Origin of the sequence: Paenibacillus sp. RUD330, assembly GCF_002243345.2 — a bacterium.
Taxonomy (GTDB): Bacteria; Bacillota; Bacilli; order Paenibacillales; family Paenibacillaceae; genus Paenibacillus_O.
Genome location: NZ_CP022655.2, coordinates 5268292 through 5286789 on the forward strand (window position 1 = coordinate 5268292; position 18498 = coordinate 5286789).

15 protein-coding genes are annotated in these 18498 nt (G+C 63.8%); 4 read left to right on the forward strand and 11 right to left on the reverse strand.

The features are described 5' to 3' along the window. Positions 1 to 203: 203 nt before the first annotated feature. The 8 genes from CIC07_RS23820 to CIC07_RS23855 all read right to left on the reverse strand — a co-directional run bounded on the left by CIC07_RS23820 (position 204) and on the right by CIC07_RS23855 (position 11894). Positions 204 to 1727: a phytoene desaturase family protein gene (locus tag CIC07_RS23820; protein ID WP_083688187.1), complete on the reverse strand. Its 1524-nt coding sequence runs from the start codon at positions 1725 to 1727 to the stop codon at positions 204 to 206. Beyond that, positions 1724 to 2968 carry a glycosyltransferase family 2 protein gene (locus CIC07_RS23825; protein WP_076357576.1) on the reverse strand — a complete coding sequence of 415 codons (1245 nt, stop codon included), beginning with the start codon at positions 2966 to 2968 and terminating at the stop codon, positions 1724 to 1726. Before CIC07_RS23825 ends, CIC07_RS23820 begins: the two co-directional genes overlap by 4 nt. Next, positions 2944 to 3723 carry a lysophospholipid acyltransferase family protein gene (locus CIC07_RS23830; RefSeq protein ID WP_076357574.1) on the reverse strand — a complete coding sequence of 260 codons (780 nt, stop codon included), beginning with the start codon at positions 3721 to 3723 and terminating at the stop codon, positions 2944 to 2946. Before CIC07_RS23830 ends, CIC07_RS23825 begins: the two co-directional genes overlap by 25 nt. Then, positions 3707 to 4687 (reverse strand): carotenoid biosynthesis protein, encoded by a 981-nt coding sequence (locus CIC07_RS23835; RefSeq protein WP_094248280.1) that lies wholly within the window; start codon positions 4685 to 4687, stop codon positions 3707 to 3709. Before CIC07_RS23835 ends, CIC07_RS23830 begins: the two co-directional genes overlap by 17 nt. Then, on the reverse strand, positions 4684 to 5613 hold the full coding sequence (locus CIC07_RS23840; protein ID WP_076357572.1) for a phytoene/squalene synthase family protein: 930 nt from the start codon (positions 5611 to 5613) through the stop codon (positions 4684 to 4686). Before CIC07_RS23840 ends, CIC07_RS23835 begins: the two co-directional genes overlap by 4 nt. Further along, entirely contained in the window at positions 5607 to 7064 is a 1458-nt protein-coding gene (locus tag CIC07_RS23845; RefSeq protein ID WP_076357570.1) for a phytoene desaturase family protein, read from the reverse strand. Before CIC07_RS23845 ends, CIC07_RS23840 begins: the two co-directional genes overlap by 7 nt. After that, on the reverse strand, positions 7061 to 8599 hold the full coding sequence (locus CIC07_RS23850; protein WP_076357568.1) for a phytoene desaturase family protein: 1539 nt from the start codon (positions 8597 to 8599) through the stop codon (positions 7061 to 7063). Before CIC07_RS23850 ends, CIC07_RS23845 begins: the two co-directional genes overlap by 4 nt. Before the next feature lie 601 nt (positions 8600 to 9200). Then, complete coding sequence (locus tag CIC07_RS23855; RefSeq protein ID WP_083688300.1) at positions 9201 to 11894, reverse strand: ATP-dependent DNA helicase; 2694 nt, start codon at positions 11892 to 11894, stop codon at positions 9201 to 9203. A gap of 280 nt (positions 11895 to 12174) precedes the next feature. Between CIC07_RS23855 and CIC07_RS23860 the strand changes: the two genes are divergently transcribed. From CIC07_RS23860 to CIC07_RS23870, 3 genes are all read left to right on the forward strand, one after another. Continuing rightward, positions 12175 to 13014 carry an alpha/beta fold hydrolase gene (locus tag CIC07_RS23860; RefSeq protein ID WP_076357566.1) on the forward strand — a complete coding sequence of 280 codons (840 nt, stop codon included), beginning with the start codon at positions 12175 to 12177 and terminating at the stop codon, positions 13012 to 13014. Between the two features lie 198 nt (positions 13015 to 13212). Then, positions 13213 to 14814, forward strand: coding sequence for a histidine kinase N-terminal 7TM domain-containing diguanylate cyclase (locus CIC07_RS23865; protein ID WP_076358011.1), 1602 nt, complete (start codon positions 13213 to 13215; stop codon positions 14812 to 14814). A 150-nt stretch (positions 14815 to 14964) separates the two neighbouring features. Continuing rightward, entirely contained in the window at positions 14965 to 15333 is a 369-nt protein-coding gene (locus tag CIC07_RS23870; protein ID WP_076357564.1) for a hypothetical protein, read from the forward strand. Between the two features lie 49 nt (positions 15334 to 15382). Here CIC07_RS23870 and CIC07_RS23875 read toward each other — a convergent pair whose 3' ends face one another. Then, positions 15383 to 15550: a hypothetical protein gene (locus CIC07_RS23875; protein WP_157741977.1), complete on the reverse strand. Its 168-nt coding sequence runs from the start codon at positions 15548 to 15550 to the stop codon at positions 15383 to 15385. 257 nt (positions 15551 to 15807) lie between these two features. Next, on the reverse strand, positions 15808 to 16770 hold the full coding sequence (locus CIC07_RS23880) for a hypothetical protein (protein ID WP_083688183.1): 963 nt from the start codon (positions 16768 to 16770) through the stop codon (positions 15808 to 15810). Positions 16771 to 16959: 189 nt separating this feature from the next. On the opposite strand from CIC07_RS23880, the gene CIC07_RS23885 reads away from it, so the two are divergent. Beyond that, positions 16960 to 17130, forward strand: a complete 171-nt coding sequence (locus CIC07_RS23885) for a DUF1540 domain-containing protein (protein ID WP_076357562.1) — start codon at positions 16960 to 16962, stop codon at positions 17128 to 17130. A gap of 205 nt (positions 17131 to 17335) precedes the next feature. Here CIC07_RS23885 and CIC07_RS23890 read toward each other — a convergent pair whose 3' ends face one another. Beyond that, a complete protein-coding gene (locus CIC07_RS23890; RefSeq protein WP_442953347.1) occupies positions 17336 to 18271 on the reverse strand; it encodes a methyl-accepting chemotaxis protein in 936 nt (311 codons plus the stop codon). Between the last annotated feature and the right edge of the window lie 227 nt (positions 18272 to 18498).

The following is an 18498-nucleotide window of genomic DNA, read 5'->3' on the forward strand; positions in this document are numbered from 1 at the left end:
GGCCGTCAGATCATGGATTGACAGTTAGTACGGCCCATGCCGCTCCAGGTTTCAGATCGGCGGCCGGCTTGCCGCGGGGTGTCCGCATGCATGCAAGGGACCCGGCGGAAGGTGCTTCCCCGGGTCCTGCCGCCGCTTGCTGCGGTGCTGAAATCAGCATCATGTTCATGCCCATTCCGAATGTGTCTGTCACGAGACCCGCATCATGCCCGTCCCGATCTTGCTCCCTCTTCCGCGATGCGCTCCGCCACCAGCCGCCCGCCGATCGTCACGATCGGAGTGCCTCCGCCCGGATGGGTCGAGCCTCCGACATACCACAATCTCCCAAGGCGGGAATCCTTGCTCGGACAGCGGAAGAAGGACTGGCGGAAGCCGTTGGACGACATGCCGTAGATGCTCCCCCTCCAGGCTCCGGTCCGGCGCTGCAGGTCATCCGGCGTCTGGATCCGAAGCAGGCCTCCTTCCCGCCGGACAGCCGCGCCGATGCCTTGCAGGCCCCGGTCTTCCAGCAAGTCCAGAATGCGCGCGGCATATTCTTCCTTCCTGTTCTCCACGGAATAACCGTCGCGCTGCGCGGGAGCGTTGACCAGCACGAACAGGCTCGACCTCGGGCCTTCGCCCGCGCTCTCCGCACCCGCTCCTCCGCCGGAGCGGCAGACGTAGACGGCCGGCTTCTCCGGCAGCATTCCTTTGCGGAACAGGTCGTCGAATTCGAGATGGTACCGCTCGGGGAAAAAGACATTGTGATGCAGAAGCTGAGGGTAGTCCCTCTCGACTCCGGCCAGCAGGACGAAGCCGCTGACGGAGGGCTCCAGCCTGTGCAGACGGCTGCTCATCCGGGAAGCCCCCGGATGGTCCGGAATCAGGCGGGGCACGGCCGCCAGCGGATCGGCGTTGACCACGACGGCGTCGGCCTCCCACCGGCTGCCGCCTTCGGTTTCTACGCCCGCCGCCTTCCCGCCGGCAATAAGAATCCGCTTGGCCGCATCGCCGGCCGCGATGACGACTCCCAGCTCTCCGGCCAGCTTCGCGAAAGCCTCCACAATGGAATAGGTGCCTCCCTTGACTCCGAACACCCCTTGGCCGGCTTCGACATGGGCCATCATATTGAAGATGGAAGGTGCGCGCTGCGGGGATGCGCCGACATAGGTCGCATAACGCCCGAACATCGCCAGTGTATGAGGGTGGCGGAAATAATGCCGGATCGTCCGGCTCATCGGGGTGAACGGACGAATCCGTCCAAAGCCGGCGAGCAGCGAAGGCTGCAGCTTGTCCCGCCAATCCACCACGAGGCGGCTGAGAAATTCTCTGGAAGCCAGCTCGTACAAGCGGGCGCTCTCCTTCATGAACGGCCGGTATTTCAGCGCGTCCTCCGGACTGTAGCGGGAGATCTGCTCCTCCATGTGTCCGATGTCGCCAGTGACGTCCACGATCGTTCCGTCATGGAAGGCATTGCGCGCGACGGGATCGAGAGGATGGAACTCGACATAATCCTCTCGGCGCCGCCCGGCCGCCTCGAACACCGCTTCGAATACGGGCTGCATCGTCATCGTGCTCGGGCCGTTGTCGAACCGGTAGCCGCCCTCCTCCACGCGCTGCAGCTTGCCTCCGGGAAGGGGCTCCTTTTCCACGACCGTCACGTTCCATCCTTGCAGGGCCAGATGGATCGCGCAGCTGAGCCCCCCCAGGCCGGCGCCGACGACGACGGCTTTTCGGCTCCCGCTCATGCGTACCGCCTCCCTTTCCATTCGTAGCCGCTTCCGGCATAATGGACCCGCGCCGAATCCAGGCCGATGAGAATCGTGAGGACGATGCTGGCGGGCATGAACATGCCGTACCAGGCCGGGAGTCCGCTGGATACGTCGGCTGCCGTCTTCACCGCCATTCCCAGCGCCGCAGCGGCCGCGGCCCATCCCAGCCAGAGAGGAGCCGCTCCCGAGACGGCCCATGCCGTCAGGCCGCCGAGCAGGGCGGCCGGAGGCGCCAGATAGAGCAGCGCATAGGCCAAGAACACGAATCCCATCAAAGGGAAGCTTCTCCCGAGGCCCGGAAACAGGTTTTTGCGGTAACCGCTCCATACTTCGCCCGGACTGCGGTACATCCGCATGGAAGCTATCCGGTCGATCCGGGCCAGCCGTACCGGCTCGCCCCGGCGCTTCGCCTGGCGGATCAGATCCATATCGTCCAATAAAGACTCCCGGACCGCCCCGTGCCCGCCTATTCGGGCGTAGCTCCGGGCTTCCACGAGAACGAAGGCGCCGTTGGCGGCGGCGAAGCGCGGATCATCCGAGCGGGAGACGAGCCGCAGCGGCAGATGGCCCAATATCGTGAACATCATCATGGATACGACGAGCCGCTCCATCCAGCCCCCGGTCTCCTGCCGGGGAAATCCGCTGACGAGTCCGCTCCTCTGGAGCGAGGCTTCCGCCGCGGCCGCCTCCAGCGCGTCCGGGCCAAGCCGGACATCGGCGTCCACGAACAGCAGCCACCGGCCCGAAGCGGCTAGAGCCAGCTGGGAGCAGGCATGGGACTTGCCCATCCAGCCTTCCGGCAGCGGCAGGCCCTGCAGCAGCTTCACGCCCGTCTCGGGATCGCCGGCGATGCTGCTCACAATGCACGCCGTTCCATCCTCGGAATGGTCGTCAAGCACCAGAATTTCATGCGGCCGCCCGCGCAGCGCCAGCAGCGCTTGCAGGCAGTCTCCGATATTCCTTTCTTCATTGCGGGCCGGCACGAGAACGGAAATGTCACTCGGCATTATTTTGCAATCCTCCGAGCAGGGTTCTGCACTGGCTCCGTCTCTTCCGCCCCGGCTCACGGCTTCCTTCTTGTTCCGGCCTCCAGCCTCTTGCCCGCTCCCCCTGTGCCTGTCCGGCTCTCCAAGCTCGACATGGTAGCGGCGGTTCCACAGCACGAACAGCAGCTGAACGGCGAGCGCGCCTGTCAATGCCGCGAGAAAGGCTGCCATGGCCCGACCCCCTCCTTCAGCTTCCGGTACCGGTCCGCAGTCGTCCTCCTGCCGCCTTCCCAGACCGCCTCATATCCGTTCCCGGTCCCAGGCAGCGGGCATTCCGCAAGAATCCGCCGCTGCTCGGCCGCCTGCTCCCTGAGCAGGGCCTCGACCTCGGAAGCGGCCTCGCCGCGGTCCATCCCGCCCCAATCCCGCCGGACCGGCTCGCCGAAGCGGACCGCCGCAAGGGGCTTCTGATGATCGCCGAGCAAATAGCGCAGCGTGACCGGCCTGAGCTCGGCTTGTCCGGCCCGTCGCATCAGATGGCCGATTCCGCCTGCGGCCCGGATGTCCGCGTCCGGAGACGTGATGGCGCCCTGCGGGAAGACCCATACCGGCGCCCCCGCCTGCAGGAGGCTCTCCGCGTAGCCCAGCGATTCCAGCATGTCCCGCGGCCGGCCGCGGTTGACCGAGAACGCCCCGATCTTCCGGAAGAAAGGATATCTCCGGAGGCCCTGCTCGTCCATCATGATGTAATGGTCCTGCCGGGACAGCTGCTCCGCCAGCTGGAACAGCACAAGCCCGTCCCACCAGGACACATGGTTGCAAGCATAGAGAACGGGGACGCCTGCGCCGGTGCCGTCCGTTCCTTCCCGGCCGCCTTCCATGTCGCCCGATACATACAGGCCGTGCAGATATCGCGGGAACAGGTAATGCTTCTGGTAGCGGAAAAACAACCGCCGGAACCATGCCTTCTTATCGGCCTGAATCAAAGCGGACCCTCCCTTCGGCCGCCGCCATGACCGCCAGCGACAGCAGAAATACAGGCATCAGGCCTGCCTTGGCCGCGAGCAGCCCGAACAGCAGCAGCATTGCCTGCATGACCCGAAGCGCGGCGAAGCGGACTGAAGCGGGCACCTTGCCCGATGGCAGCAGCAGGGACAGGAGCGCCCCGACGACGAACCAGCCGGCAAAATTAGCGGCCGGGATGCCGTAATAGGCTCCGCCGTCCTGCCAGTGCCAGAATCCCCGCGCCTCCGCGACAGGATCGAGCACCAGATCGAGCAGCACCACCCATGCGCCCGTCTCCAGGGCGCGGACAAGCCTGCCCTGCGAGCCCGCCAGAAGGGCGCCGTTCAGAATGACTCCGACCCATGCCAGCCCCATCGTCCACGGAACGCCGCCGAGCAGCGATCCCAGCGTATTTTCGTACCGGTAGGAACCGAAGGGAAACCCGGTATGCACGCCCGCATACTCGACCGCGAAGGTGCCCGCCGCGATGCCGGCGGCGGACAGTGCGAGACGGCTCCAGCCCGCCGGCGGGGAAAGAGCTTCGTCCTGATGCTTCCGGGCTGCGCCTGTTCCGGTCGCGGCCAGCTCGCAGAGACAGAGCGCGTAGAGGACCAGGAACACGCCGTTGGAGAACTCAAGCGGCTTCGGCACCTCGGCGAACACCATGAGCAGGAAGCCGACGGAATACCAGACGGCGAACAGGGCGGTGACGGGATAAGCGGACGCAAGCCGCCGAAGAGCGACCCGCTGCCCAAGCCCCGCTGCCCGCTTTTCACCCGCCCGCCATCCTTGATCTTGCCGTGCTTGGCGTTCTTGGCGTGCTTGGCGTTCCAGGCTTCCCTGCCGCTCTTGGCGATCCTGCAAGCCGTAGTCCACCGGCTCCTTCCGGTCCGTTCTCCCGGTAGGATGGACGGGGAAGGCCTCCTCCTGCACGGGGCGGCTCATTGAGCCAGCCTCTCCGGAGACGAGGGCTGCATCCCGGCTTGCTCCGCTGCCGTAAAGCCTTCCCCCGGATCGGCGGCTTCCCGCTCCGCCTCGGCCATATCGGCCATAACGGCACGGAGAATCGTCTTCTTGGCCTCGTCGCTCACATACGCCCGTTTGCCGTAGACATCGTATCCGTTCTCCTCCACCGCGTGGAGAATGGCGAAATAGTAATGGGCGGCCAGGCGGATAGCGAACGCGCTCTCCTGGGGATACGAGGACAGACGGGCGAGGCCCCGCCCGAACCATTCCCTGGCCGTCCCGGCAAGCTCGCCGAGCAGGCGGCGGAACGCTGCGTCCACCTCTCCGGCCGCGAACCGCTCCTCCGGATACCCGCAGCGCTTCATCAGCTCGAGCGGGATGTACCGCCTTCCAAGACCGCGGTCTTCTCCGACGTCCCGGATGATGTTGACGACCTGCATGCCTTTGCCGAGCCAGATCCCCGCCTCGACGATGTCCCTGTCCGGACTCTCGTGCAGGACGGGAAGCAGCATTTCGCCGACGGAGCCGGCTACCCGATAGCAGTAATCCTCCAGCTGCGCCAGCGTGTCGTAATGGGTCTGGACCCGGTCCAGCCGCTGTCCGCTCATCTGGGTCAGGAACGGCTCCTTCGCGATCGGGAAGCTTGCCATCAGCCAGCGCAGGGAGGGCCAGATGAAGTGGCCTTCGGCTTCGTCGAGCTTGCCGAACAGCGCCTCCAGCTCATCCAGGCTGTAGTCCGCCTTGTCCGGCTCGTCCACGGAATCGTCGATCATCCGGCAGAAGGCATAGATGACGAAGACAGCTTCGCGGCGGGGCGAGGACAACAAGCGGAAGGCTTCGTAAAAGCTGGCTGAGCTTCTTTTCATGACCTCCTCGCATGAGGCGGCCAGCCGCGGATTCAACATGGTTCCAGCTCCTTTGCGATTTGTTGGGCGAGCAGGCGCGCGCCTTGCATGACGATCGGAATGCCGCCGCCGGGATGGACCGAAGCTCCGACCGCGTACAGCCCCTCAACCGGAAGCGGCTTGACCTGAGGACGGAAGCTGCCGGATTGAGTCAGCACCGGGGCGATGCCGAAGCTGCCTCCCCGGTAAAGGCCGTCGCGGGCCGCATCGCGCGGCGTCCGGATGCGGCGCCAGCGTATGCTTTCCCGCAAGCCGGGGAGCAGCAGCCTCTCGGCCCGCTCCAGCACGCGCCCGGCCAGCTCCTCGCCGGCACCGTCCCAATCCAGAGCCTCGTCGGCCGGCACGGGGACGAGGAAGTAGAGCGCGCTATGTCCCTCGGGAGCGGCATCCGGGTCGACGGCAGCAGGGTTGAACATGTAGAAGGAGGGCTCCTCGGACAGGCGTCCGCGGCGGAACAGATCCTTCATATGGTCTCCGTGGCGCTCGCCCAGGAAGAACTGATGGACGCCGGCATGATCCCATCGCCTCGCCGTCCCGGCATAGATGAGCAGGCAGCCGGAGGAAGGGCGGAAGCGGCGCGGCTTGCCGCGCCATCCCTCCAGCAGCCCGGCCAGCGCCGGATAGTCTCCATTGAACACGACCGCATCGTAGTTGAGCTCCTCCCCGCCGGTCCGGATGCCCGTGCAGCGTCCGGCCGACACGACAACCTTGTCCACCGGAGCCGAGCAACGGATGGGAATGCCCTGTTCGGCGCAGGCCTGCTCAAGCACTGGCGCCAAGCCGGCATATCCGCCTTTCAGGTACCAGATGCCGTGCTTGTGCTCGCTGTAAGGAATCAAGCCGTACAGGGCCGGGGCCTCCTGAGGCGATCCTCCTATGTACAGCGACTGCAGGGAGTACGCCTCGCGGATCCGGCGGCTGCGGAAGTAGGAGCCGGCCCAGGGATCGATAGCCCGGTAGGCTCGCGAGCGGAGCAGGAATTTCAGGTTGGCAGGCGTCAGGAAGGAACGGATGCCGGGGAAGGAACGGGATAGGAACGCATCGAAGCCGTATTCGAACAGCTCCTCCATATCCTCCATGTACCGCCGGAAGTCAGCCCCTCCGCCGGAATACGTTCTCTCCAGATTGGCCTCCTGCTGGCCCCTGTCCTGCCACTTGGTCCAGCGGGTTCCGTCCGGGTAGTAGAAATCGTACAGCGGATCGCAGCGAAGCAGCCGAACGGCATCGTCCGGCACTCCGGCTTCGGCGAGAATCTCCCTCAGCAGCTCAGGCAGCAGGACGATCGTCGGCCCCCGGTCGATCCGGTACAGGCCCGACTCGTCGGCTTCGTAGGCCAGCCGTCCTCCCGGCACCGCCTCCTTCTCGTAGATGTCGATGTCGTGTCCCTGCCGGCGCAGCAGCAGCGCCGAGACCAGCCCGCCGACACCGGCGCCGATGACGGCAATCCTCATCGCCCCGCCCTCCTCGCCTGCAGCGGCGCAGGAGCAGCCGTCCGCGCCTGCCGTTCGTACTGCCCCAGCAGCAGCTCCGCGCTGATCATCGCCGACTGCACGATCGTCGGCAATCCGCTGCCGGGATGGGTGCCGCCGCCGACGAGGAAGCAATGCTCCGCATCCTGGAACTTGTTATGCGGCCGCATATACATCATCTGATCCAGGCTGTGGGCGAGATTGAAGGTCGCTCCCCGGTAGACGAACGACCCGCTCTCCCAGTCCGCAGGCGTATGCATCCGTTCCTCCTCGATCAGGCTGTCGATCTCCGCCAGGCCGCTCTCCCGGGCGAGTACGTCCAGCATCCTTCTGCGGATGCCGGGAGCTTCCCGCTCCCAATCGATGCCCGACCGGTTGTTGGGCACCGGCATCAGCAGATACACGGCCGATTTGCCTTCCGGAGCCAAGGTCGGATCCAGCCGCGACGGATTGTGGATGTAGACGGACGGGTTCTCGGACAGCCGGAGCCGCTTGGTCATGTCATCCACATTGAGGCGGTAATCTTCGGCGAACACGATCTTGTGGTGGGGAAGCTGCAGCGGAGCCCCGATGCCCAGATACAGCATGAATGTGGAGAGGCTCAGCTTCTTCTTCTCCAGCTTGGCCGGCGCATGACGGCGAAGCTCACCCGGCCCGAACAGCGTGCTGACGGCATGTCCGTAATCGGCTCCGATGACGACATCGTCCGCTTCGACGGCCGTACCGTCCTCCAGAAGGACGCCCGCGGCGCGGCCGGCGTGCAGCAGGACCCGCTCCGCCCCGATTCCGGTGCGGATGACGCCTCCATGCTCGCGCGCCACCTGCGCCATCGCCTCGCAGAGCCGGTGCAAGCCTCCGACAGGATGGTAGAGTCCGTATTCATGCTCCAGGAAGCTCAGCATCGTGAAGGCCCCGGGACATTCCCAAGGCGACATGCCGAGGTATTTGGACTGGAAAGAGAACGCCCAGCGCAGCCGCTCATCCGTAAAATACTTGGACAACCGGCTGTGGACGGTGTCCAGGACATCCATTTTCGGGAGCGCGCGCAGCATCCGTCCCGACAGATAGTCGGACCGCCGCGAGAAGGGCTGCCGCAGCAGCGGCAGGAGGGCGGCTAGCTTTTTGCGCTCGCGCTCCATGAACCGGAGGTAGCTCGCCCCATTGCCCGGGAACAGCTCCTCGACATGGGCCGCAGTGTCCCCGTGGCTGCCGCCGGGAGAAAACTCCTTCTCTCCGAACTTCAATGTGTACAGCGGGTCGACGCGCCTCAGCTCCACATAATCCTGCAGCCTGCGCCCGCTGCGCTGGAACAGCTCCTCCATGACGGGAAGCATCATGAGGAACGTCGGCCCGCGGTCGAAGCTGTATGCTCCCAGGCGCAGGCCCGAGGTTCTCCCTCCCACATACGGCTGCTTCTCCACGACAGTCACGTCCACACCCTGGGCGGCCAGCAGCATCGCTGCCGCCAGCCCGCCCGGTCCGGCGCCGATTATGACAGCCCTTTTCCCCACAACCATCCCATCACCGCTCCCATTATCCGATCTGCCAGGCTGAAAATAGACATAGAGGAAAGCTTAACCATAGCCATTAATTAACCCAATGGTATAATTATCAATCCGGACTATTTCTCTTTCCATCCGGATTCTCCTGCTTGTCCGCAGGCGGGCATGAAGATAAATTCTCCAAGCTTGTACTTGCAGGATATGAGCGGGAAGTACGATTGAGAACGGAAGGAAGGATTCGATAGGAAAGCGGCGGCAGCCGCAGGATGACTGGGAGCTCCTTGAAGAGCAACGGGATGGATGCCGGACGCCGGTCACGCCGTCGAGCGCGGAGAATGGAGCTCCTGGAGGCGAAGGCGAACCGCCAAGCGACTGGCAACGAGCAGCTGCGATTCTCCGGTCCATGCATGTATGAAAAGGAAGAGCCCGCAAGCAGATCTCTCTGCTGCGGGCTCCGCTCTCTATTCCTCAACCGATGGCGCGCCTTCTCGACCCGTGAAAGCCCGAACCAAGGGCAGCAGCCACGGGCTGAATCTATCCGGTCGGCGGAAGAGACGGCTTCCTCCAGAAGGAGGGATGGAAGCCGCTTGATTTGGCTTGCCCTGCCCGTCGAGCCCTACTCCTCCCCTTCCCTTCGCCATTCTTCCGGCAGCAGCCGCTGATAGCGGGGCTGCATATAGCGGTCGTCCACGAGCAGCAGGACGCCGGTGTCGCTCTCGGAACGGATGAGACGCCCGCCTGCCTGCAGAACCTTGCTGATGCCGGGATAGACATAGGCGTAATCGAAGCCGCTCCTGCCTTGCTTCTTCTCGTAGGCGGCAAGCAGGTCGCGTTCGGGACCGAGCTGGGGCAGCCCGACGCCGATGACCGCGACGCCTTCCAGCCGTTCGCCGGCGAGATCAACGCCCTCGGAGAAGATGCCGCCCATGACGGCCATGCCGAGCAGGGCATCGCCTCCGGGCTTCGGAGGCTGGTAAGCGGCGAGGAAGCGATCCCTCGCCTCCTCGTCCATGTCGGGCCTCTGAAGGCGCAGCCGCAAGCCGCGCTCCTTGCCCTGGCTTTCCAACCGCGCAGGGAACAGCGCTTCTTCCGCAGGCTCTCCGGCACCCGCAGGCTCTCCGGCATCGGCAGGCTCTCCGGCATCGGCAGGCTCTCCGGCACCCGCAGGCTTATCTGCCGCATGCAGCGCGTCGGAGCTGCCGGAATTCAATTCCAGCAGAAGCTGTCCGTATACGGCGTTCATATAAGCATAGGAGGGGAAGAAGGCGAGCCAGTTGCCTCCCTTCTCCCGCACAGCTTCCAGCAGCAGGCGGGCGAGCGGCTGAAGCGTGGCGCCGCGGTCGGCATAACGCGTGGACAGCGGCACGAGGCGGACCTCAAGCTGCTCCCGTCCGAACGGGGACGGCAGCGTCAAGGAGCGATCCTCCTCCATGGCGCCGAGCTGATCCATGTAGAAGGGCAGCGGCGACAGAGTCGCGGAGAAAAACACGCGTCCTCCGTAGGCCTTGCCCGTCTGCTGCAGCAGATGGGACGGATCGAGGCACATGATTCTCGCCTTCACGCCGCCTCTTGCCAGCTCGGCCATCGCAACGAACCGCTCGTCCATCCACTCCCCGGCAGCTGCGAACGCTTTGGCCGCCCAGTAGGCTTCGAGCAGCATCGCCGCGTTCTCCGCTCCGCTCTCATCCCCGCCTGCCGCCAGATGCGGCTCCGCCTGCGCGATGAACGCTTGGACCGATTCCAGCAGCTGCTGCGGAGGAGCTTCCGATACATAGGCGCCCGGACCTGCCGGACGCAGCCCTCCGCCGCCCGCGGCAGCTCCAGCCTCCGCTTCCTTGCGCAGAGCGATGAACGCCGCGTTGACGCCCTTGGCAGCGGCGGACAGCCCGGCGGACAAACCCTTGTAAGCCCGCTGAAGCGCCAGGAAAGGCGCCTTGTCGAGCTCCGCGCTGTACATGGAGCGGGCGCGGTCGGGCAGATTATGCGCCTCGTCGACAAGCAGCGCGGTCCCCTTGGCCTGCTCGGCCAAAAACCGCTTCAGCGATACCTTGGGATCATAGATGTAGTTGTAGTCGCAGATGACGGCATCGGAGGCATAGGCCGCCTCAAGGGAAAATTCGAACGGGCACACCCGGTGCTTGAGCGCGTACCGCTCGATGGCCTCGCGCGTCATCAGCGTCTCATGCTCCATCAAATCCAGCACCGCGCCGTTGATCCGGTCGTAGTATCCGTCCGCGAACGGGCAGTCTTCCTTGCGGCAGCTGACGGTCTCCTGCAGGCAGATCTTCTCCTTTGCCGTCAGCGTGACGGCATGGAGCTTCAGTCCTTGCTCTTCCATGCGGCGGACCGCATCCTCGGCGGCAGCCCGCGTCGTCGTACGCGCCGTCAGATAGAACAGCCGTGCAGCCGCACCCGTTCCGAGGGCGCGCACAGCGGGCCAGAGCACCGACATCGTCTTGCCGATGCCGGTAGGAGCTTTGGCGAAAAGCCCTCCCTTGTCCTCCAGCGTCTTGTAGACGGCGGCGGACAGCTTGCGCTGACCGGGACGGAAGCCCCGGAACGGGAACTCCAGCCGCTCCAGGCTGGCATTCCGCTCCAGACGATGCCGTCGCAGCATCCGGGCGAAGGGCGCGTACTGCTCCAGCATCCAGAACATTCCCTCCCGCAGCTCGTCCAGCGCGAAGCTCCGCCGGATCCGTGACGCCGCTCCCGAGTCGACCTGCACATAGGTGAGCTGGACGTCCATCCGTTCCAGGCCTTGCTGCACGGCATAGATATAGGCGTAGCCCCGGGCTTGCATCCAGTGGACCCGGTGGCCTTCCTCTCCCAGATCCTCCAGCCTCCCGGAGGTCGACTTGATCTCGTCGATGACGGGACCGCCTTCTTCGGCGAGCAAGCCGTCGCAGCGTCCCTCCACGGTCCAATCCACGCCGCCCAGGGCCATCTCCATGCGCAGAAACACCTCGCGCTGGCTGCCTTCTCCGTATTCAGCCTGAACCGCTTTGTGGATCCGGGTCCCTTCCGTCAAGGATGTCAGGCTGCGGAAGCCGGCCTCGATGCTGCCGCTGCGGCAGGCATATTCGGCCAGCGCCCTTACCGCGATTCGAACCGTTGGCGCGGTTTCCGCCGCTTCCGGTTTTCCCTGCGCTTCCGGCGTTTCCGCCGCTTCCGGGTTCCCCAGCGCTTCCGGCGCCGCTGCCGAATCGGCAGCATTCGGGCCTGCGGACGCTTCCGCAGCCTGCTTCGGTCCGCCTGCATCCGTTCCGCGGGCTTGCTCCGCTCCGCTCTCCTCCGCTTCAAGCCGTTCCATCCGCGCCGTCCCCTTTCCGATTCCTTCTGCGAACACTCGTTCCTCCATTGTAGCACGAACCGGCACCCCGCACGATCCCGCCGGCCAGTCCCCGATCGACGCCCGCTCCGGAACTACCTCCGCCGTTCAGACGGACCCGGCTTCCGGCCGGGAACCGGAGCCGGCGCGTCGCCATGCGCCGTGCCGGGTAAGAAGGGGACAAGCAAGCTCGCTCCGCATCCTTCCCGACTTGCAGGATGCAGCCCGACTAAAACACAAGATCTCAAGGAGGTTTTTACCAATGGGAACCTATATCGAAGCGGAGCCGAACGTCCGCTTGTACGTCGAGGACCTCGGCCAAGGCCATCCGGTCGTGTTCCTGCACGGCTGGCCGGCCAGCCAGCGCATGTTCGAGACCCAATCCGTGCTTCTCCCGAAAAACGGCTGCCGCTACATCGGCATCGACTTCCGCGGCTTCGGCAAATCCGACGCCCCATGGGAAGGCTATGATTATGACCGCATGGCGGATGATGTGAGGGCCGTCGTGGACAAGCTCGGCCTCTCGTCGTTCACCCTGTTCGGCTTCTCAATGGGCGGTGCGATCGCCGTACGGTACATGAGCCGCCACCGGCAGCATGGCGTGCAGCGCCTCATTCTGGCGGGCGCCGCCGCGCCGCGCTTCACGCAATCCGAGAGCTTCCCTTACGGCACGCCGCCGGAAATGGTCGACGAGATGATCAACGAGGCTTACCGCGACCGTCCGGCGATGATCAGCGACTTCGGCGCCACATTCACGCTCCGGAAGCCCTCGCCTCCATTCGAGGCCTATCTGTCGTTGCTTTGCCTGGAGGCGTCCGCGCATGGCACGATCCGGGCGATGGAATCGCTCCGCGACGAAGACCTGCGGCATGATCTCTCGAACATCAGCGTGCCGACGACGATCTTCCAGGGAGTCAAGGACGAGATCTGCCCGTTCGAGCTGGCCGAGGAGATCAAGGCGCGCATCCACGGCTCCACCATGATCCGCTTCGAGGAAAGCGGCCATGCGATGCTCTACGATGAGCCGGCCCTGTTCAACGAGTCTTTGCTGGACCTGCTGAGAGCCGGCAGCGGAGCGGCAGCGGCGGGACGCGCGCTCTAGCCTTGGCTCTGCTTCCTAACCCGCTATCGGGCAGGAAGCTGGAATTCAGACGCTCCTGGAGATGAAAAGCCCCTTTCCGGGGCTTTTTTCCTTCCTTTTCCATCAATATTGCGGCATATCGTCACATTCGCTGTTCCATCGAGCCTGCGGCTGTGCTACGCTGAGGAAACTAGATTCCACTGGAACGGGATGTATGACGTGACAGCCTTTACCTCTACTTATATCGTTCTGACGGCTCTGGCCGGCGTCCTGAACGTTTTTGTCGCCCTCTATGCCCTCATGGGCAGGGCTTTGTTCCCGGGCAAGCGAGTCTTCATCCTGATGGCGCTGGCCAATTCCTTCTATACGTTCGGGGCCGCATTGGAGAAGACGTCCGAGACTCTCGACGGCATGATGCTCTGGACGACCGTCCAGTATGCGGGGATGCCTTTCTCCGCGGTGCTCACCTTGCTGCTCGCGCTCCACTTTCTGGGCAAGGCCGACCTGATTCCCGCTTGGGGACGCTGGCTTCTGTTCGTCATACCCTCCATCACCTTTCTCCTTGTTCTGACCAACAGCCATCATCATCTCTTCTACCAGGACATCTACTTCCATGGGGATTCGTCCATGCCGACGATGGATTTCACGATGGGCGAATGGTACGTGGTCCATGGCTGCTACACCTTCGGCACCCTATTCGCGGCTCTCTGCCTCGTGTTCCAGGCGCTGCTCCGTCCCGGAAACGAAACCTACCGCCGCCAGCTGATCGCTTTGTTCGCAGGCATCCTGCTTCCGATCACAGCCTCGCTCCTCTACTTGCTGGGCTTCAGTCCGAACGGAGTCGATCCCGTGCCGGTCGTGCTCTGCTTCACGAGCCTTCTGTTCGTCTATGCCTTCCTGTCCACGGACAAGATGGCCTTGCTTCCCGTCGCGCGGGAAAACGTCATGGAGAGCATGGGCGAAGGCGTGCTCGTGCTGGACGCTTCCTGGCGGCTGCTCGACAGCAACCGTTCCGCCCGCGTTCTGCTGCCCGCGCTGGCACGCTCCGCCCTGGGACAGAGCCTGGGCAGCCTCGAGCTTCCGGACGGAGCCGCCGCCGCCTTCCGCAGCGCCTGGGAGCAGCCGGGCAAGCCATATTCGTTCGCGAGCCCTTCGCTGCCAGGCGAAGAGCCTCGCTGGTGCGAGGTCTACGCCGCTCCCATCTCAAGAGGCGGCGGACATGCCGGCGGCTGCCTGCTCGTGCTGAGCGACATCACGGAGAGGCGAAGCATGCAGGAGGAGCTCAAGCGGCTGGCCTCCCGCGACCCGCTGACGGGCATTCTCAACCGCGGCGCCTTCATGCGCGAAGCGGAGGAAGCGCTTGTCCGCTGCTCCGGCGACGGACTTCCCGTCTCGATGATCCTGTTCGACATCGACCACTTCAAAGGCATCAACGACACGCTAGGCCATGAAGCCGGCGATTCCGCCTTGCTGCACGCCGTCTCCGTTTGCAGCTCCCTGCTCGGTCCCGGCGACCTGTTCGCCCGCTACGGCGGCGAGGAATTCGTGCTGCTGCTGCCCGGCATCGCCAGCTTCACGGCCGGGCAGCTGGCGGAATCCATCCGCATGGCGCTGGAGAGCACACCTGCCCTCGACCCGGACGGACGGCCGCTCGGCATCCGGGCAAGCTTCGGCGTCGCCGGCTTCGACGTCGCCGGCTTCGGCAGCGCGGCACTGCCCGTGCAGGATGCCTGCCGGATGTTGTTCCGCTCCGCCGACCAAGCCTTATATGCAGCCAAAGAGCAGGGAAGGAACCGCGTCATCACCGCTCCGTCTTCATGAAATCCGCTGTCCCGAAGCCGAATCTTTCTTCTGGCAGCAGCCGGCAAGCGCCCCTCCGCGCTTGCCCGACAGCGGAGGAAGGGTTGCGCTTCCTTTATAACCGAGTATAATAGTCGGTATAAATGGGTTTGGAGAACAGGAGAGACGCCGATGACGAATGCGCAAAAGTATGCTCAGTGGATGGATGACCAGCTGGATCTGTACAATTACGCCGTACGGATCGGCGACGATCCATGGCGGCTCGAGCTGCTGCGGCAGCTGCAGGACAAAGAAAGCTTCCACGAGCAGCTGCTCCGGGATCAGGCCCGTTCGCAGCTGTGCAGAGAGTTCGAGAAAATCAACCGCAGGCTGGAAGGCCTTTACGGCCGCCTGAAGGAAGCGGAGAACGACGAGATCCGCGCCCAGCTGTGGGAAGCGGCCTGGAAGCTCCGCAAGGAGCGCTCGCGCCTAGCCGCCCGCCTCCGCGAGAGCGCAGGGGAAGAGAGCCGGCAGCCTGGCAGGAGCAGCTTGAGAGGGTAGGAAAAAAAGGGTATCCGGCCGCGCGGCCGGATACCCTTTTGCAGATGTATTAAGCGTTCAGCCCGGATTGGCCGCTTGCCTTGCCGCCTTCCGGCTCGGGATCGTCCTGCTGCTCGACCGTCTCGCTCGGCACTTCGGCGCCCCCCTTGCCGACTTCGGCCTCCTCGCTCTCGGCTCCATCGCGCACCGACTTGTCCTTCTCCGCGAATGATTCCATGTCCTCATCCCTTTCCCGTATAGTAAACCTCATGTTCTTCCTTCAACGGTTTCCCGGATTTAGAAACGCCTTTCCTGTCTCGCTGTTAAAAGAGCCTTCCCGAAAGATGGCAAGCCCATACCGGAATCATCGGCGCAAGAGGGCTTCGCGGCTGAACGGGGCGGCCGCATCGCTTGCCGCCAGCCGGACACGGGGCCGCCAGCGACAAAAAAACCGGCCCGGGAAATCCGGCCGGCTGTCGATGCTTCAGGGAGCGCTCAGTTGTACTGCATCGGAATTTGCTTGCTTCTCCAGAGACTCAGCTCATCGGTCAGCTTGCCGCCATTGCGGTCGGACACCTTGAGGAAGTTGGACAGCTTGAGCAGCAGCGGGCTCTTGGAGACATCTCCGTCCGCCACGGCTTTCTTGTAGGCTTCAACCGCCTTGGCGTTGATGACTTTGCTTTCGTAATCGAACAAAGGCGTATTGTTGCTGCCATAAAAGACGTTCCACTTGGTCAGGCGGTACATGGACTCCACCTTGGCCTTGCGGTTCGAGGACGGATAGCTGCGCAGGAATTTCTCCTGGGCCAGGTTGCGCTGCAGCAGCTCTCCCCATCCGATGATGATCGCCGCATCTCTAAGCGTCGGTTTCGACGTCTCAAGGGACATCATGGCGATATAAGCGGCGATGTCGGCCCCGACGTGGGACTTGTAGGCTTCATAGGACACATAATCGATTTCGGGGAAGTACATCCCTTCCGCCGTGGAGATGCGGTAGCCTTGGCTGCGGGCTTCGCCGAGCAGCTTCTTCGTCTTCTCGTCAGCCGCGTTTTTGATCAGCGAGTCGATCGAGCCGCTGCTTCCCTTGCGCCAAGCGGCGTCGATCGACTTCTGCACGGAGCTCGCGGCGATGCGGTTCTGCAGGGATTCCAGCCCGGCAGTCTGCGCGTTCTCCAGACGCAGCACCATCATGGAGCCCGTCCATTTGTCGGCTTCACCGATATGCTTGTTCAAATAGGCAACGGCCTGGCTCAGCGTCTTGGAGCTGGATGCCAGCCTGATATATTCGTTGTACATCTTCTTGACCGCTGCCGCATTGGCGGGAACGGCGGTTATGGCAGCCTCGCCTGCAGCGGGTGCCGGCTGGCCTTCGAGGGCAAATACAGCGCCGCCTCCGGAGAGAGCCATCGTCAAAGCCAGGAGAGAGCCTGCGGTTCGTTTCCAAGTCTTGTTCATCATGTCGTTCCTCCCTAGATTCAGCTCTTGCTTCAGGTGCGCACCCTGCTTACCCTTTCAGACGGTATATACACGGGAAGGTTGCAGGAGAATCAAAGTCCTCTCCGCATCCATGCGAGTCATGCCGGTCCGGCAGCCTGCATACCCTATTAGGGACAGGTATCCAGCAGCATGGAGACGGAGGTGAATGCAATGGCATGCGAAGTATCATGCGAGGTCAGCAGCTGCAAGAACTGGTCTCTCAACAATGTCTGCACGGCGGCAGCGATCACAGTGGCGCTGGCTGGCGAGCGGACGGACCGCAAGGCCGAGGACGCGGGCTGCCGCACGTTCGAGCCCAGGCAGCAGGAAGCTAGCGCCTGATTTCTATGTTCTCCGCTCTCCGCAGCCGCGGTACGGGCGGCATGCGCACAACTGCCGGCTGCGCAATGAGCTGCGCCGCCGCTTGGAACGGTGCAGGCAGAGCCGGCGGCAGTCGAAGGACGGCTCGGCCTGCCGAACGGCAAAAAGGCGCCTTGGCGCCTTTTTGCCGTGGAACTCAAATGTCACCCTGCAGACAGACAGCCGCTCAGAGGAGCCGGTTCAAAGCCTGGGCTTCGACTTCCAACTGCTCCGCAGCTTCTCCGATCGAATGGAACTCGGCCACGGCCTCCCGGATCCGGGCCCGGCTGTCCCGCATCGCGGACTGCGACCTGCGGGTGTCCTGGCTCAGCCGGCCGATCTTTCCGGATATGGTCTCGACCGTCTCCTCGATCTCCTTGGCGGAGGTCTGCACTCTCTGGGCGAGCTTTCTCACTTCCGTGGCCACGACATTGAACCCGCGTCCATGCTCCCCGGCATGGGCGGCTTCGATCGCCGCGTTCAGGCCGAGCAGATGCGTCTGGGACGATATCTCACCGATGATCTGGACGATGCCGCCGACCGCTTCCGCCTGCTGCTCCAGATCCAGAAGAAAGCCGAGCTTCGACTCGCTGTCCTCGACCAGCTCCTCGAACGTCGAGGCAATGCGCTCATTGCGCTGAATGCCCGCTTCTGTCCGCTCCAGCAGCTCCTCCGCCATTTCCGTCAGCTTCTCCTTCACGCCCGCAGCTGCGGCTTCGCGATCCGTAATGTCGGTCGCCACCTTCAAGACGGCCTCCACGCAGCCGCCGGCTCCGATGATCGGCATATAGGTCGCTTCCAGCCACAGCCGGCTCCCATCCTTGGCCAGACGTTGAATCTTCTCCTGGAATTTGCGGCCTTCCCTGAGCTCGGTCCACAGCTTCGGATAGGCGTCGCTTGCCGCAAATTCAGCCGTGCAGAACTTCCTGTGATGCAGGCCCGGCAGCTCGTCCTTCCGGTATCCCATCGCCGCGGCAAAGTTTTCATTGGCCCAAAGCACATTTCCTTGGGCATCGAACTCGATCATCGCCAAAGCCTGCTCAAGCGCAGCCAGGACGGAATTCCCCTCCAGCACTTGCGTGCTCTCAGGTGTTAGGTGGGCTATTGTACTCAAAAACGACACTTCCCCGCGGCTGGTATAGAAATCGATGGATGATAGGATGCCGATAGGCATATGGACTTTCTTTACCCTTCATTCGGCGGCTTGAACCGTTTGTATTAGCCATTGGGAAAACTATTTTCGGCGGGAATCCGGCCTTCATCCGCATCGGGCTCGGACCCGGCTTCCCCGAAGACTCCGCGCGCATCAAAAAGCCCGCCGGCAGCAACGCTCCGGCAGGCCTTGTCTCC